8 protein-coding genes are annotated in these 16,545 nt (G+C 75.3%); 7 read left to right on the top strand and 1 reads right to left on the bottom strand.

Features of this window, described 5'->3' with window-relative positions; all coding sequences use genetic code 11:
• The first annotated feature begins 33 nt into the window (after positions 1–33).
• The 6 genes from AAW13_RS29760 to AAW13_RS29735 all read left to right on the top strand — a co-directional run bounded on the left by AAW13_RS29760 (position 34) and on the right by AAW13_RS29735 (position 12,430).
• A complete protein-coding gene (locus tag AAW13_RS29760; protein WP_052768436.1) occupies positions 34–7,188 on the top strand; it encodes an amino acid adenylation domain-containing protein in 7,155 nt (2,384 codons plus the stop codon).
• Positions 7,185–8,474, top strand: a complete 1,290-nt coding sequence (locus AAW13_RS29755; protein WP_107483441.1) for an MFS transporter — start codon at positions 7,185–7,187, stop codon at positions 8,472–8,474. The genes AAW13_RS29760 and AAW13_RS29755 overlap by 4 nt, the downstream gene beginning before the upstream one ends.
• A 15-nt stretch (positions 8,475–8,489) precedes the next feature.
• Positions 8,490–9,323: a dimethylargininase gene (gene ddaH / locus AAW13_RS29750; protein ID WP_046727039.1), complete on the top strand. Its 834-nt coding sequence runs from the start codon at positions 8,490–8,492 to the stop codon at positions 9,321–9,323.
• Between the two features lie 130 nt (positions 9,324–9,453).
• A complete protein-coding gene (locus AAW13_RS45640) occupies positions 9,454–10,383 on the top strand; it encodes a hypothetical protein (protein WP_046727038.1) in 930 nt (309 codons plus the stop codon).
• A 248-nt stretch (positions 10,384–10,631) separates the two neighbouring features.
• Complete coding sequence (locus tag AAW13_RS29740) at positions 10,632–11,231, top strand: hypothetical protein (protein ID WP_046727037.1); 600 nt, start codon at positions 10,632–10,634, stop codon at positions 11,229–11,231.
• Between the two features lie 206 nt (positions 11,232–11,437).
• Positions 11,438–12,430, top strand: a complete 993-nt coding sequence (locus AAW13_RS29735) for a PP2C family protein-serine/threonine phosphatase (RefSeq protein WP_046727036.1) — start codon at positions 11,438–11,440, stop codon at positions 12,428–12,430.
• Between the two features lie 58 nt (positions 12,431–12,488).
• Here the strand turns inward: AAW13_RS29735 and AAW13_RS29730 are convergent, their stop codons facing one another.
• Positions 12,489–15,425 carry an AfsR/SARP family transcriptional regulator gene (locus tag AAW13_RS29730; RefSeq protein ID WP_240528780.1) on the bottom strand — a complete coding sequence of 979 codons (2,937 nt, stop codon included), beginning with the start codon at positions 15,423–15,425 and terminating at the stop codon, positions 12,489–12,491.
• A gap of 183 nt (positions 15,426–15,608) precedes the next feature.
• Here AAW13_RS29730 and AAW13_RS29725 point away from each other — a divergent pair, with 183 nt between their 5' ends.
• On the top strand, positions 15,609–16,436 hold the full coding sequence (locus tag AAW13_RS29725) for an IclR family transcriptional regulator (RefSeq protein WP_240528779.1): 828 nt from the start codon (positions 15,609–15,611) through the stop codon (positions 16,434–16,436).
• The last annotated feature ends 109 nt before the right edge of the window (positions 16,437–16,545 follow it).

Below are 16,545 nucleotides of genomic sequence, written 5' to 3'. Positions count from 1 at the left end.
AGCCCCCGTGGCCCGTGACGTAAGGACAGATCCGTGATCCCGGTTTCCTTCGCGCAGCAGCGTCTGTGGCTGACCGACCAGATCGAAGGGCCTGGCCCGCTCTACAACCTGCCGTTCGCGGTCCGCCTGCGCGGCGAACCGGACCCGGCGGCCCTGCGCGCCGCGGTCGTGGACGTCGTCACCCGGCACGAGGCGCTGCGCACGGTCTTCCCGGCCGTGGCGGGCGTCCCCGAGCAGCGGGTGGTGCCCGCCGGGCAGGCGGCGGCGGATCTCTCCTTCACGGTGGTCGACTGCACGGCCGACCCGGACGGATACCCGGCGCTGCGCGACGCGGCGGCGGCCGAACCGTTCGACCTGCGCGGCGAACTCCCCATCCGCATCCGGGTGTTCGTCCTCGCACCGGACGAGTACGTGCTGCTGACCGTGCTCCACCACATCGCCGGCGACGGCTGGTCCCGGCGGCCCTTCCTGCGCGACCTGGCCACCGCCCACCGGGCCAGGCGCGCGGGCCGGGCCCCCGACTGGGAGCCGCTGCCCGTCCAGTACGCCGACTACGCGCTGTGGCAGCGGGAGTTGCTGGGCAGCGACCGCGACCCGGACAGTCTGATGTCCCGTCAACTCGACTACTGGCGGACCAAACTGGCTGGGCTTCCGGAGGAACTGACCCTGCCCACCGACCGACCCCGGCCCCGCGCTCTGGGGGGCGGCGCCGACGCGCTGCCCCTGCGCCTGGACGCGGAGCTGCACGCCCGGCTGCTGGACCTGGCCCGCGGCCACCGGGTGACCCTGTTCATGGTGCTCCAGGCGGCCCTGGCCGCGCTGGTCTCCCGGCTGGGCGGCGGCACCGACGTGCCGGTCGGCTCGGTCGTGGCGGGCCGCTCGGAGGAGGCGCTGGACGACCTGGTCGGATTCTTCGTCAACACGCTGGTGCTGCGCACCGACGTCTCCGGCGACCCGTCCTTCGCCGAACTCCTCGCCCGTGTCCGGGAGACCCACCTGGAGGCCCACGCCCACCAGGACGTCCCCTTCGAACGGCTGGTGGAGGAGCTCAACCCGGTCCGCTCGACGGCCCGGCACCCGCTGTTCCAGGTGCTGGCCGTCCTCCAGGACGACGAGAACGCGCCCCAGGGCCAGGCGGGCCCGGACGGCCTGGAGTTCACGCCCGAACCGCTGGGGATCAGGGTCGCCAAGTTCGACCTCAACATCGGCATGGCGGAGCGCCGCACCCCGGACGGCGCCCCGGCCGGCATCACCGGCTCCGTCGAGTTCGCGGCCGACCTGTTCGACACCGCCACGGTCGCGGCGTTCACCGCCCGCTGGGAGCGGCTGCTCAGGGCGGCCGTCGCCGACCCGCAGGCACCGATCGGCCGGTACGACCTGCTGGGCGAGGCGGAACGGGCCCGCGTCCTGGGGGAGTGGAACGACACCGCGCGTCCGGTGCCCGGCGACGGGACGCTGCCCGAGGCGTTCGCCCGGCAGGTCGCGCGCACGCCGTTCGCCGCCGCGGTGGTCTCCGACGAAGTCACCTACACCTACGCGCAGTTGCGGACCCGCGCGGAAGGCCTCGCGGCCCGGCTCGGCGCGCTGGGCGTGGGGCCGGAGACGCCCGTGGCGATGCTGCTGGAGCGGTCGGCCGAGGTCGTGGTCGCCACGCTGGCGATCGTCCTGGCGGGCGGGGCGTACGTGCCCTTGCACGGTTCCCTGCCGGCGGACCGGCTGGAGTGGGTGCTGGCCCGGTCCGGCGCTCCGGTGCTGCTGACGGACCGCGACGACCTCGGCTTCGTCCCGGACGCCCTGGTGATGCGGCCCGACGGCGATCCCGTCCCCGGGTTCACGGCACCCGCGGCCCACCCCGGCCAGCTGGCGTACGTGATGTACACCTCCGGTTCCACCGGGGCGCCCAAGGGCGTCGCGGTCCGCCACCGCGACGTCGTCGCCCTCGCCACCGACCACCGCTGGCACGGCGACGACCACCGCCGCGTGCTGCTGCACTCGCCGCACGCCTTCGACGCGGCCACCTACGAACTGTGGGCGCCCCTGCTGTCCGGCGGCACCGTCGTCGTCGCACCGCCCGGCCACCTCGACCCCGCCACCCTGCGCGAGGTCACCGAACGCCACGCGGTGACGGCGGCCTGGCTCACCAAGGGCCTGTTCGACGTCGTCGCCGAGGAGAACCCGCGGGCCCTCGCCGGCCTGCGCGCGGTCACCACCGGCGGCGACGCGGCCGCGCCGGCCATGCTGCGCCGGGTCCTCGACGCCTGCCCCGGCCTGGTCCTGGGCAACGGGTACGGCCCCACCGAGACCACCACCTTCGCCACCTTCCGCCGGATCACCGAGGACGACCTCGCCGGTACGCGGGTACCGATCGGCACCCCGCTCGACAACACCCGCGCCTACGTCCTCGACGGCGGCCTGCGCCCGGTCCCGGCAGGCGTGGACGGCGAACTGTACGTGGCGGGCGCCGGCCTCGCCCGCGGCTACGCCAACCGGCCGGACCTGACCGCCGAACGGTTCGTGGCCTGCCCGTTCGAGCCGGGCGAGCGCATGTACCGCACCGGCGACCTGGTACGGCGCCGCCCCGACGGCACCATCGAGTTCCTGGGCCGTACCGACGACCAGGTCAAGATCCGCGGCTTCCGGATCGAACCCGGTGAGATCGAGGCCGTGCTCGCCCGGCACGAGGGCGTGAGCCAGGTGGCCGTGCTGGTCCGCGCGGACGACGGCGAGAAACGGCTGGTCGCCTACTGCACCCCCGCCGACGACCGGCCCGGCCTGGCCGCCGCGCTGCGCCGGTACGCCGCCGACACCCTGCCCGGCTACATGGTCCCGCACGTGATGGTCCTCGACCGGCTCCCGCAGACCGCCAACGACAAACTGGACCGCGCCGCCCTGCCCGCCCCCGACCTGGGCGGACCGGCCGGCGGGCGCACCCCCCGCACACCCCGCGAGGAGATCCTGTGCGGCCTGTTCGCCGAACTGCTGGGCCTGCCCGCGGTCGGCGTCGACGACGACTTCTTCGCCCTCGGCGGCCACTCCCTGACCGCCACCCGGCTGGTCAGCCGCATCCGCACGGCCCTGGGCACCGAGATCCCGCTGGCGGAGCTGTTCCAGGCACCCACGCCCGCGGGCCTCGCCGACCGCCTCACGGACCGCCGCGCCGACGGAACGCAGAACGCCCCGGCCCGCCCGGAGCCACGGACGGCCGCCGTCCGGCCGGAGCGGCTGCCGCTCTCCTTCGCCCAGCAGCGGCTCTGGTTCATCGGCCAGGCCGAGGGCCCCAGCGCCACCTACAACGTCTCCCTCGCCCTGCGGCTGCGCGGCCCCCTGGACACCACCGCCCTGGAGGCCGCCCTCCGCGACGTCGTCGCCCGCCACGAAGCCCTGCGCACCGTCTACCGCACCTTCGGCGGCATCCCCTACCAGCACGTCCTCGACGAGCCGCCCGCCCCCCTGCTGACCGTCGCCGAACTGCCCGTCGCCGTCGCCGCGGGCCATGTCTTCGACCTGGCCACGGACGTGCCCGTGCACGCCCACCTCATCCCGGACGGACCCGACGAGCAGCTCCTCGTCCTGGTCGTCCACCACATCGCCGCCGACGGCGCCTCCCTGCGTCCGCTCTTCGACGACCTCGCCACCGCCTACCGGGCCCGCCGCGCGGACACCGCCCCCGACTGGCGCCCGCTGCCCCTCCAGTACGTGGACTACGCGCTGTGGCAGCGGGACCTGCTCGGCACCGAACGCGACCCCGACAGCCTCCTGACCCGGCAACTCGCCTTCTGGAAGGACACCCTCGCCGGACTGCCCGACGAACTGAGCCTGCCCGCCGACCGGCCCCGCCCCGCGGTGCCAGGCCACCGCGGCGACACCGTCCCCTTCGCGCTCGACCCCGCGCTCCACACCCGGCTCACCGCACTGGCCCGCGCCCACGGCAGCACCCTGTTCATGGTCCTCCAGGCCGCGTTCGCCACCCTGCTGCACCGCTTCGGGGCCGGCAACGACATCCCGATCGGCACCCCCGTGGCGGGCCGGGCCGACGGCGCCCTGGACGACCTGGTCGGATTCTTCGTCAACACCCTCGTGCTCCGCACCGACCTGTCGGGCCGCCCGACCTTCACCGAACTGCTCACCCGGATCCGCACCGCCGACCTCGCCGCCTACGCCCACCAGGACGTGCCCTTCGAACGGCTGGTCGAAGAGCTCAACCCGGTCCGCTCCGCGGCCCGCAACCCGCTGTTCCAGGTGATGCTGGCCTACGACAACACCACCGAGGCCGACCTCGCCTTCCCCGGCGTGCACGCCGAGCACGCGGCCACCGACTTCACGACCTCCCCCTTCGACCTGTGCCTCAACGTCACCGAACGCCACGGCCCCGACGGGACCACGACCGCACTCGGCGGCGCACTCGAGTACGCCACCGACCTGTTCGACCGGGACACCGCCGAACGGCTCACCACCGCCCTCACCGGTCTGCTCCGTCAGATCGCCGAGGATCCCGGCCGGCCCATCGGCAGCCTGGACGTCCTGACCGCGAACGACCGTGCGGCGATCGAGCGTTGGAACGACACCGCCGGCCCCGCCCAGCCCGCCCTGCTGCCCGAGGTCTTCGCGGCCCAGGCCGCCCGGACCCCCGACGCCGTGGCCCTGGTCAGCGGTGGCACCAGGCTGACCTACCGTGAACTGGACGCCCGCGCCGACGCCCTGGCCCACCGGCTGGTCGCCGCCGGCGTCGGACCCGAACAGGTCGTCGCCCTCGCCCTGGACCGCTCCGCCGCGTCGGTCGTCGCGATCCTCGCCGTGCTCAGGGCGGGCGGTGCCTACCTCCCGCTGGACGCCGACCACCCGGCCGACCGCCTGACCCACATGCTCCGCGACACCGCCCCGCTGCTCGCGCTGACCCACGCCGCATGGCCCCTCCCGGGGATCCTGGACGGCCTGCGCCGACTGCCGGTCGACGAGAACGACGAGAACGACGACAGGGGCGACGGAGGCGACTGGGGTGCCAGGGGCGACGGAGGTGCCAGGGGAGTCAGGGGCGACGGGGGTGTCAGGTACGACGGGGACGGTTTCGCGGCCGGACACGCCGGCCCGGCCGCGCCCCGGGCCGGCGCGCGCAACGCCGCCTACCTCATCTACACCTCCGGCTCCACCGGCCGTCCCAAGGGCGTGGTGATCGAGCACCGGGGTGTCGCCAACCTCTACGCGTTCCACCGGGCCACCACCATCGCGGAGGCCGAACGCGCCCACCCCGGACGGCGGTTCAGGTTCGCGCTGACCGCCTCGCTGTCCTTCGACACCTCCTGGGAGGGGCTCCTGTGGATGGTCGCCGGGCACGAACTGCACCTGCTCGACGACGACTGCCGGCGTGACGCGGCCGCCGTGGTCCGCTACGCGGCCGAAGCCGGCGTCGACGCCATGGACGTCACCCCCACCTACGCCGAACAACTGCTGGAGGAAGGGCTGCTGGAGCGGCGCCGGCTGCCGGTCCTGATGCTCGGCGGCGAGGCCGCAGGGCCGGCCCTGTGGACCGCCCTGCGCGAGACCCCCGGAGTGACCGGCCACAACCTCTACGGCCCCACCGAGTACAGCGTCGACGCCCTGCACGCCCGGCTGGCCGAACACGAGACCCCGCTGATCGGCTCGGCGTTGACCGACACCCGGGCCCACGTGCTGGACGAGGGGCTGAGCCCGGTCCCGGTGGGCGTGGCGGGGGAACTCTACCTCGCGGGCGCGGGCATCGCCCGGGGCTACCTGAACCGCCCCGGCCTGAGCGCCGAACGGTTCGTGGCCGATCCGTTCGCGGCGGGGGAGCGGATGTACCGCACCGGCGACCTGGTCCGCCGCCGCCCGGACGGCGCGGTGGAGTACCTGGGACGGACGGACCACCAGGTCAAGATCCGCGGGTTCCGCATCGAACTGGGCGAGGTGGAGGCGGTGCTGTCGCGCTGCCCCGGCGTGGCGCAGGCCGTGGTGACCGCCCACGAGGGGCGCCTGGCCGGCTATGTGACCGGCCGGACGCCGGGCCCCGCCGTACGGGAGTTCGCGGCGGGTGTGCTGCCCGGGTACATGGTCCCGGCGGTGGTCACGGTGCTGGACGCGCTGCCCCTGAACGCGAACGGCAAGCTGGACCGCGCGGCACTGCCCGCCCCGCGGTTCGCGGGATCGGCCGCCGGACGCGCGCCCGCGAGCCCGCGCGAGGAGACCCTGTGCGGTCTGTTCGCCGAGGTCCTGGACGTCGAGTCGGTCTCGGTCGACGACGACTTCTTCGCCCTGGGCGGCCACTCGCTGCTGGCGACCCGGCTGCTGAGCCGGATCCGCGCCGTACTCGGGGGGGACATCGGCATCCGCGCCCTGTTCGAACACCCCACCCCCGCCGGCCTGGCCCGCCGCCTCGACACCGAGAGCGGACCGCAGGACTCCCTCGGGACCCTGCTGCCGCTGCGCACCGGCGGCACCGCGGCACCCCTGTTCTGCGTCCACCCGGGAGCCGGCATCAGCTGGGTCTACTCCGGTCTGCTGCGCCACCTCGACGCCGCGCATCCGGTCTACGGCCTCCAGGCCCCCGGCCTGCTAGGCGCCACCCCCGACAGCGTCGGCGCGCTGGCCGAGACCTATCTGCGGCACATCCGGTCCGTCCAGCCCCGCGGGCCCTACCACCTGCTCGGATGGTCCTTCGGAGCCGTCGTCGCCCACGAGATGGCCGTACGGCTCCGCGCGGACGGCGAGGAGACCGGCTCCCTCACGCTGCTGGACGGCTACCCTCCGGCCCCCGGCCCCGGCGCCCTCGGCGCGCCCGGGGAACCGGCGGACCCGCTCACGGCCCTGCTGACCTCGCTCGGCTACGCCGTCGACGACGACGGTGACGGCACGGACCGCGTTCCGGCAGCCCTGCGGGCCATGCTCGGCGACGCCGCCGACACCCTGCCCCGGGTCTTCGCCGACCACGACCGACTCCTGGCCGCACACGTGCCGGGCGTCCACCGGGGAGACGTCCTGTTCATCGGCGCCACGCTCGACAAGCCCGCCGACTGGCCGTACGAGAGCGCCTGGCGGCCGTACGTCACCGGTCTGATCGAACACGACCGGCTGGACTGTGAGCACGGCGCGATGACCGGGCCCGGACCGATCGCCCTGATCGCGGAAGCCGTCGCCAAGAAGCTCCGCGCCACACGCCCGGGAGAGCACCGGTGAGCCGCGCCTACGCGGGCCCCACCGCGCCCGGGAGAGAGGACGAACGGCCCGCCCGCGGACCCTGGGGCCTGTGGGCCGAACGGAACTTCCGCAGGCTGTGGCTCGGCGAGACCACGAGCGGCCTGGGCACCGCGGTCGGCCACGTGTCGCTGTCCCTGGTCGCGGTGGTCGTGCTGCACGCCTCCCCGTTCATGATGGGCGTCCTGACCGCCGCCGCCTGGACACCGTGGCTGCTCGTCGGGCTCCCGGCCGGCGCCTGGGTGGACCGCTGGCCGCGCCGCCGGGTCATGCTGGTCTGCGACCTGGCACTGACGGTCCTGTTCGGCAGCGTCCCGGTGGCCGCCTGGCTGGGCGTCCTCACCCTCACCCAGGTCGTGCTCGTCGCCCTGCTCTCCGGCGCGGCGAAGGTGTTCTTCAGCACCGCCTACACCGCGCTGCTGCCCGCTCTCGTGGCCGACGACGACATGCTGGAGGCCAACGCCAAGCTGCACGGCGCCGAATCGGCCGCGGACGTCGCGGGACCCGGCGTGGCGGGCCTGGTCACCCAGGCCTTCGGCACGGTCGTCGGTGTGTTCCTCGACGCGGCGACCTACCTGGTCTCCGCGTTCTGCCTGGGCGGTATCGACGTACGGGAACAACCGCCGGAGCCGGGGGAGCGCAGGGCGCTGCGGCGGGAGATCGCCGAAGGCGTCCGGTTCGTGGCCCGCGACCCGTACCTGCGGACGCTGGCGGGCTTCGGCGCCCTCGCCAACCTGGCCCTCAACGGCATCCAGGCCGTACAGACCGTCTTCCTCGTCCGGGACGTCGGCCTCCAGCCGGGCGCCGTCGGCACCGTGTTCGCCGTCGTGAGCGTCGGCGGACTGGCCGGGGCGGCCGTCGCCGGCCGGGTCGCCCGCTGGTTCGGCACCGCCCGCGGACTGCTGCTGTGCATGCTGGTCGTGGCCCCCTTCATCTTCCTGCTGCCCTTCGCGGGGCGGCAGTTGCCGCTCATGGTGAGCGCCCTGGCCTGGGGCGTGGCGGTGTGCGGTGTGGTCGCGGGCAACGTCATCGTCGCCGGCTTCTACCAGACGTACTGCCCCTCCCACCTGCTCGGCCGGGTCCGGGCGAGCGCCTCGACCGTCAACTACGGGGCGATCCCCGTCGGCGCCCTGCTCGGCGGCTGGCTCGGCGGCGCCGTCGGCAGCCGGCCCACCATCTGGATCATGTCGGCCGTGCTGCTGACCGCCGCCCTCGTCCTGCTCGCGAGCCCTCTTCGCACCCTCCGTAACCTGCCCCGGATGTCGTAAGGAGTGACGCCCGTCATGGAACACCGTCCGCAGCGTTCCGCCCGCCCCCGGCACTACCTGATGTGCCGACCGACCCACTTCGACGTGACGTACTCGATCAACCCCTGGATGGACCCCGGCAAACCGGTGGACACCGGACTCGCCGTCACCCAGTGGGAACAGCTCCTCGCCCTGCACCGCCGGCTCGGCCACCACGTCGAGCTCATCGACCCGCTGCCCGGCTACCCCGACATGGTGTACGCGGCGAACGGCGCCACGGTGGTGGACGGCACGGTCCTCGGGGCCCGGTTCCGCGACGTCGAGCGGGCCGCCGAGGGACCGGCCTACCTGGAGTGGTTCCGCGACCGCGGCTACCGGGTGCACGACCCCGTGCACGTCAACGAGGGCGAGGGCGACTTCCTGCTGGCGGGCGACCGGCTGCTGGCCGGAACGGGCTTCCGCAGCACCCCCGCGAGCCACGCCGAGGCCCAGCGGGTCCTCGGCCGGACCGTCGTCGGACTGGAACTGGTGGACCCGCGCTTCTACCACCTCGACACCGCCCTGACCGTCCTCGACGACGACGAGATCATGTACTACCCGGGCGCCTTCGCCCCGCACAGCCGGGCCGTCCTGCGGCGCCTGTTCCCCGACGCGATCCTGGTCGACGAGGCGGACGCGGAGCACTTCGGCCTCAACGCGGTCAGCGACGGCCGGCACGTCGTCCTGCCCGAATCGGCCGACGGCGTGGCCAGGCGGCTGCGCGAGCGCGGCTTCGAACCCGTCGGCCTCGACCTGTCCGAACTGCTCAAGGGCGGCGGCAGCGTGAAGTGCTGCACCCTCGAGATCCGCGACCGCCCCGCACCCGACTGACCCGCGCCGAACACCGCCCGGCCACCGGACAGATGGCGGGATCGAGCGTCCATCCGCTGTAGATCGCCTCCGGGTTTCATCGACCGACGAGGGTCTCCGACGGGGGAGCCCGGAGAGGAAACGACCAGGCATGACGACCGAGGAGTTCACCCACCCTCCCACCGAGGAGGAGGCCCGGGCCGCCTTCGTGTCCCGGGCGGCGGGCGCGGCGGCGGACGCCGGGGAACTGGTGGCGCGGGCGGCGGCCCTGCTGCCGTACCCCGTCGCCGGGGGCGGCGGGACCGGGGACCGCACCGGCGGACGGGACGAGGAGGACGTGACCGCGCTGCTGGCGGCGCTGGCCGCGCACCTGACCGGCCCGGCCCGTCCCGGCGGCGTCCCCGGGCGGTCCGCCGTGTGGGGCCTGGACCTGGACACGGGCACCCTGCGCCGGGTGCCCGCGGGCCGGCTCGCCGGCCCCTCCGGGCCCGCCCAGGTGGGGGTGGCGGCGGGCCTCACCTGGGTGGGCGCCCTGGAGGCGGGCATGACCGCGCACTGCGAGGCGCTGCTGGCCCGGCGCCTCACCGAACCGGGCACCCGCGTGCCGCGCTTGTGCCTCACGGGCAGGTGTGACGGCCGATGTTCCGTCGACGGCTGCGGGACCGGCGCCACGGGCGCCACACGGTCGCTGTACACGGCGGGCGAGCCCGTCGCGCACGACCTGTCCGCGCTGCTCTCCCTGCCCGCCTGCGCGATCCGGGTGGCCCCCCGCCCCGGCACGGTCCTGGCCACCGGCGCCACCCGCACCGAGGCCGTCCGCCGGGCCACCGCCCGTGCCCTGCGCTCCCTGACCGCCCCCGAGGGCGGCGGCCCGCGCACCCTGCCCCCGCTCGGCCCGGACCGGGAACTCCGCCCCGCCGGGCCCGTACCGCCCGCCCCCGTGCACTGGTCCCGGCCGCTCGACGCCCTGCGCGCCCAGGGACTGACCCCCGTCGCGGTACTCCCGGACCAGGACCCGCACGTCCACGAGGTGCTGCCGTACCTGGTGCAGGTGGTGCTCCTGGACGGCCCCCGACCCTGACACCGCCCCGCCGGTGCTCGATACTGTCCTCGGAACACCTGCCGAAGCTCAGGGCGTACCTCTTCAGGGGGAACGGCCGGCGGCCCGTCGCAGGCGGACTCCACGCGACCAGGTCCCGGCAATCACCCGCAGGAGTGGGCGGTCGGCGCACCGCTCCCGGAACCGATCACCGTGGAAACGTGCTGTCCTTCGCCGAGACGGGTAGCACATAGTAGAGGGCCTTTGTCGATCAATCAGAACGGACGCACGTGACGACTGCGTACAGCGAATCACCCACGGAGCGCGTCCCCGGGCGGGTCTGGACGGTCCGGCTGACCGGACACGCCGACCGGACGGCCACCGTCACCTGTAGCACCACGGCCTGCCGGATGCCGCCGCGCTCCAAGGACCTGGCGGCGCTGCGCGCGTTCGCCGCCGGGCACGCGGCCGCGCACGCCAGGGCGGCCACCGTCCGTGCCAACGCGCGCTGCCACTGCGGCGCGCAGCAGTGCGAGGCGCACCCGGACACCAGGACGCAGTGCGCAGGCGCCGTGGTGCTCGTCCTCCAGCACGATCCGGCCGTCGGCCGCGTCTGGACGCTCGAGGAGATCTGCGAGGCGTGCGCCCGGGTGCTTCCTCACATCAGTGTCCTGGCCCGCGCCCAGCGCCCGAGCCGTACCTCCGAGCGACCGGCTGCCGGGCGGCCGGCTGCCGAGCGGACCGCGGCCGAGGCGCCGGCGCCCGCGCGGCCGGGCATCCCGGGTGGCTTCTCGTCCCTGGCCGCCGGGCCGGCCGACGCCGCGCCCGCCCGGCGCCCCCGCCGCGCCCCCCGCCCGTCCCGCGGCCGCTCGCGGGGCGACGGGCGCTGACCCGCGCGCCGCACGCGCGTCCGGTTCGCACCAGGGCGACGCCGTACCGGCGGACCTGTCGTCTATTCACGGACAACAGCGGGTACGTCTGCGATGATGCGCCGTGCCGGTCGGGTCGCGCGGGGAGGGGGTCCGGGGACGTGTCCGTACAGAGCCGTCAACACACCCGGCAGCAGCGGGTGTTGTCCGTACTGCCCTTCGCTGTGATGGGCGCGGTCGCCGTCGCGGACGTGGTGGCCGGTCCGTCGCTGGGTTTCCTGCCGCTGGTGTCGGTGGGCCCCGCCTTCGCCCCGCTCGTGGGCGGCTGGAAGCGCACCGCGTGCGTCGGCGCGCTCTCCCTGCTGCTGTGCCTCGCACTGGGCTGGGTCGACGACCTGACCAACATGCGGCGCGGCGCCATGGCCCTCGGCTCGGTCGTGGGGGTCACCGTCGCCGGCCTGGTGGCCGTGTCCATGCGCCGCAGGCGGGAGGCCGAACTGGAGAGCGTCCGGTCGATCGCCGAGGCCGCGCAGCGGGTCCTGCTCAAGCCCGTGCCGAAGCTCGCCGGCCGGCTGCGGGCGGCCGTCTCCTACACGTCCGCCGTGGCCGAGGCCCGGATCGGCGGCGACCTGTACGAGGTGGTCGCCGCGCCGCAGGGCGTACGGGTGATCGTCGGGGACGTCCAGGGCAAGGGGCTGGAGGCGGTGGAGACGGCGGCGCTGGTCCTCGGGGCGTTCCGCGAGGCGGCCCTCGACGAGGCGGGCCTGGAGGAGGTCGGCGGCAGACTGGCCCGCTCCGTCGACCGGCAGCTGGACGGCGAGCGCTTCGTCACCGCCGTCCTCGCCGAGGTGAGCGCCCACCAGGTGACCTTCCTGAACTTCGGCCATCCCGCGCCGATGCTGGTCCGCGACGACGGCACGGTCGACCTGCCCGAACCGGGGACCTACGCGCTGCCGCTCGGCCTCGGCGCCCACGGCACCGAGCGGCCGCAGCCGTACCGGGAGAGCTTCCGCCCCGGTGACCAACTGCTGCTGTACACCGACGGGATCATCGAGGCCCGCGACCGCGGCGGCCGTTTCTACCCCCTCGCCGAACGCGCCCACCTGCTGAAGGAGCACGACCCCGAGACCGCCCTGGAGACCCTGCGCCAGGACCTGCTCCAGCACGTCGACGGCCCCCTCCAGGACGACGCCGCCATGCTGCTGCTCCGCTACCGCTGAGGTCCGGCTCCGGACCCCCGTCGTGTCGTCCGTGGGTGGTGGGGCGGCCGGTACCGGGTCAGGCCGGTGCGGGCCGCGGGCGCTGCGCGGCGGAAGTCCGGGCGGCGTCGGCATCGAGCCGTTCCCGGAGGCGTACCCGCAGCGGATCCAGCTCGGGGACCCCGAGTTCGGTGGTGAGGGCCAGCGCCCGGACCCATGCCGTGCGCGCGGGCAGCGGACGTCCGGCGGTGTCGTGGAGGTCGCCGAGAGGGAGCAGGGCCGCGGCCTCGCCGTGCCGGTCGCCGGTCTGGTGGAACAGCACGACGGCCTGCTCGTAGTGGTCCAGGGCCTCGGCGTGCCGGCCCAGCCGGTGGTGGATGTAGCCGAGGCTGTCCTGGATGTGGGCCTGTCCGTTGAGGTCGCCCGTCCGCCGGGCCGGTTCGAGGGCCTGCCGGCAGTGTGCCAGGGCCTCCTGGTGGTCACCGAGCTGGGCGAGGATCCAGCCGATGTGGTTCAGCGCCGCGGACTGCCCGGCCAGGTCGCCGGCGGCCCGGTGGTGGGCGAGGCTGTCATGGGCGTGGCCGAGCGCCTGCCGGTGCCGGCCCTGCGCCTCGGACATCCGGGACAGGTGCTGGTGGATACGGGCCTGCCCGGCGTGGCTGCCGGCCTCGCCGAACAGGTCCAGCGCGCCCAGGTAGTGGGCGCGGGCCTCGTCGGGGCGGTCCAGCCGGTCGGCGGCGAGCCCGAGTCCGCGCAGGGCCTCGGCCTGCCCGACGGCGTCACCGCCGCGCCGGGCGGCGGCCAGCGCCGTGGTGTGCGCGGCCGACAACGCGCGCCAGTGGCCGTGCCGGTCGAGGTAGGTCGTCAGCGCCGAGGCGAGCCGCCAGCTGTGGCCGGGGAAACCCGTCTCGCGTGCCTGTTCCACGGCGGCGAGCAGGACCGGACGTTCGGCCGCGAACCACGCCTGCGCCTGCCGGTGCCCGGACAACTCCTCGGCCGGGGCGCCGTCCTGGGCGTCCGGCCGCGGGGCCGGTTCGGCACGTGGGGTCACCAGGGCGTCCGCCCGGCGGGCGGTGCGCAGGTAATGGTCGTACACCCGGCGCGCGGCGCTCCGCCGGGCCTCCTCGTCGTCGTGCGCGGCGACGAGTTCGGCGGCGTAGGCGCGCAGCAGGTCGTGGAAGGCGTAGCGGCCCGCGGGCTGTTCGGTGAGCAGATGGCCGCGGACCAGATCCCGCACCAGGGCCCCGGCGCGGGCGGCCGGCAGGCCGGCCAGGGCGGCGATCGCGGGGAGCGCGGCGCTCGGCCCGGGATGCAGCGCCAGTAATCGGAAGAGCCGGGCGGTCCCCGGGTCGAGCGCCTGGTACGACCAGGAGAACACCGCCCGTACCTCGCTGCTGGCCTCCCCGCCGTCGAGCGCGTCCAGCCGTCCGTCGGCGCGGCGCAGTTCCGCGGCGAGAGCCGCCAGCGGCAGGTCCGGCTGGGCGGCGGCCCGCGCGGCGACGATCGCCAGCGCCAGGGGCAGCCCCGCGCACCGGCCGATGATCTCCCGCACGGCGTCCGGATCGGCCGTGACCCGGTGCGCGCCGAGCCGGGCGACCAGCAACTCCTGTGCCTCGCGGGGATCGAGCAGACCGAGGGTCACCAGCCGTGCCCCCTCGGTGGCGACCAGCCCGGTCAGCGACCGCCGGCTGGTGATCAGCGCCAGACAGCCCGGGGCCCCCGGCAGCAGCGGACGCACCTGCTCGGCGTCGCGCACGTTGTCCAGCACCACGAGTACCCGGCGCCCCGTCAGAAGACTGCGGTAAAGGCCCACTTGGGCCTCCAGGCCGACCGGGATCCGGGCGGGCGGCACCCCCAGGGCGTCGAGGAACCCGCGTACCGCCTCCGCCGGGCCCATCACCGAGCCGCCGGGCGCGAACCCGCGCAGGTTCACGAACAACTGGCCGTCGGGAAAGGCATGCTGGGCGCGGCGCGCCCAGTGCAGGGCCAGCGCGGTCTTGCCCACCCCGGCCGTGCCCGACACCGCCGTGATCACCACCGCGGACGGCTGGTCCGCCGCGGCGGCGAAGATGTCCTCCAGCTCGGCGAGTTCATGGTCCCGCCCGGTGAAACCCTGTACGCCCATGGGGAGCTGACCGGGAAGGGCGCCCGGCCAGGCGACCGCACCGGATGGCGGCCGCGCCGGGGGAGCGGCCCGCTCCGGGCTCCTGGACAGCGCCGGTACGACGGGTTCGGCGGACCCTCCCCGCAGGATCGCCTCGTGGATCTTCCGTAGTTCCGTACCGGGGTCGACACCCAGCTCCTCGGCCAGTCGTCTGCGGACGGCCGCGTAGGCGTCCAGGGCCTCGGCACCGCGCCCGGCGGCCCGCAGCGCCCGCATCAGTGCCTCGGCCAACGGCTCCACCAGCGGGTACTCGTCCAGGAGTTCGGTGAGCGGACCGATCACGGAGACGGGGTCGCTGACCCGCGACTCGGCGTGCGCCCAGGCCACGGCGGCGTCCACGTGCTGCCGACGCCACGCCTCGCGCACCCGCGCCACCCACGGCCCGCTCAGGCCGGCCAGCGGTTCACCGCGCCACACCCCCAGCGTCTCGCGCAGCAGCGCCGCCCGTTCCCCGTCGGGCCGCCCCGCCTCCCGGGCCCGGTCGGCCAGCTGCCGGAACCGGTGGACGTCCACCTGCTCCGGAAGGGCCTCCAGCAGGTATCCGCCCGAGCGGCGCACCAGGTGCAGCGGGGGCTCCCCGGCCGCGGCGGTCCGCTCGCACAGCCGGCGCAGCCTGGCCACGTGGGCGTGCAGCGCGCGCCGCGCCCCGTCCGGTGCCTCGGCGCCCCAGACCCTCATGATCAGCACGTCGACCGGTACGGGCCGGCCGGAATCCACCGCCAGCGCGGCGAGCACGGTACGCCGCTGCGGTGGTCCGACCTCGATGGTCCGGCCCTGTACGGAGAGTTCCACCGGACCGAGAAGACGCAGTTCCACCACGATGTCCACACTCCCCGCGCGGTTCGTCTTCACCCCACGCACACATTCTCGCGCGGGGCGACAACCTATCGACAACGTTCCCAGCCACACTCGAACCCCAGTCTCATGACACGGACTTCAGTCTGTTGGGACGGGGAGCCGCCAGGCACGGCGGCGCACCGCACACGGGGAACGGCGGCGCACGGCGCCGGCCGGGCGGTATCCGGGGGGCGGAAAGTGAACGGACAGCACGGACTGCGGGAAGCGGCGACGGCGGCCAGAACGGGGGAGCCGCGGGCGCGGGCGACCAGAACGGGGGAGCCGCCGGCCCGGACGGCCAGAACGGGGGAGCCGCCGGCCCGGGCGGTGGCGGACGGCGGCGGAAGGAGTGTGCTGGCGGGCGCCTTCGCCCTGCTGGAAGCGGTGGAGCGGGCCGAGGGGGCCGGCCTGACCAGGCTCGCCGCGGAGTGCGGGCTGCCCAAGACGACCGCGTACCGCCTCCTGGAACAGATGGCCGAGCTGGGGGCCGTCGAACGCAGGGGCGGGGGCTACCGCATGGGGCCGCGGATCTTCCGGCTCGGGCAGGGCTGGCAGCCGCATCCCGGCCTGCGTGCCGCGGCCCGCGGGCCGGCCCGGCGCCTCGCGGCCCTCACCGGCGCGACCGTGACCGTCAACGTGCTGCGGGAGGGGCGGACCCTGGTCGTGGACTCGACGACCGGTGACCGCGCCGGCGCGGTCACCCGGCCCCCCGACGGCGTGACCCATCCGTGGTTCACCGCGGCGGGCAAGGTGCTGGTGGCCGAGACGCCTCCGCAGCTCCCGCCGGGTCCGCTGCCCGCGACCTGGCAACGGGAGGCCGCGGCGATCCGGGCCCGCGGCGTCGCCTTCGACCGGCAGACGGTACTGGCCGGCGTCTGCTGTGTGGCCGTACCCCTGCACGGCCCGAACGGAACACCGCTGGCGTCCCTCGCCGTGGTGACCGATCCCGCGCACAGCCTGGACCGGCTCGTGGGCGCGGTCCAGCAGACCGGACGGGCCATCAGCACGGCTCTGCGCGGTCGTTGAGCCGATCGGCCGGCCGGTCGCACGGGGTACCCGCGCAGCCCGTCGCTGCCCCGGCGCGCGGGCCGGCCGTGCCCTTCGGGGCAGCGTGGCGGCCCGCACGGCGGCCGGT

Source organism: Streptomyces humi (assembly GCF_001005085.2).
In the GTDB taxonomy this organism is placed as follows: Bacteria; Actinomycetota; Actinomycetes; order Streptomycetales; family Streptomycetaceae; genus Streptomyces; species Streptomyces humi.
Note: the sequence above shows the minus strand (reverse complement) of the source record. Positions and strands in the feature narration are given on the sequence as shown.

What these genes read in the sequence shown, in the direction of transcription:
- AAW13_RS29735 (WP_046727036.1), top strand. Translation starts at nt 11,438, where the DNA reads ATGGGCGCGGTCGCCGTCGCGGACGTGGTGGCCGGTCCGTCGCTGGGT.
- AAW13_RS45640 (WP_046727038.1), top strand. Translation starts at nt 9,454, where the DNA reads ATGACGACCGAGGAGTTCACCCACCCTCCCACCGAGGAGGAGGCCCGG.
- ddaH (WP_046727039.1), top strand. Translation starts at nt 8,490, where the DNA reads ATGGAACACCGTCCGCAGCGTTCCGCCCGCCCCCGGCACTACCTGATG.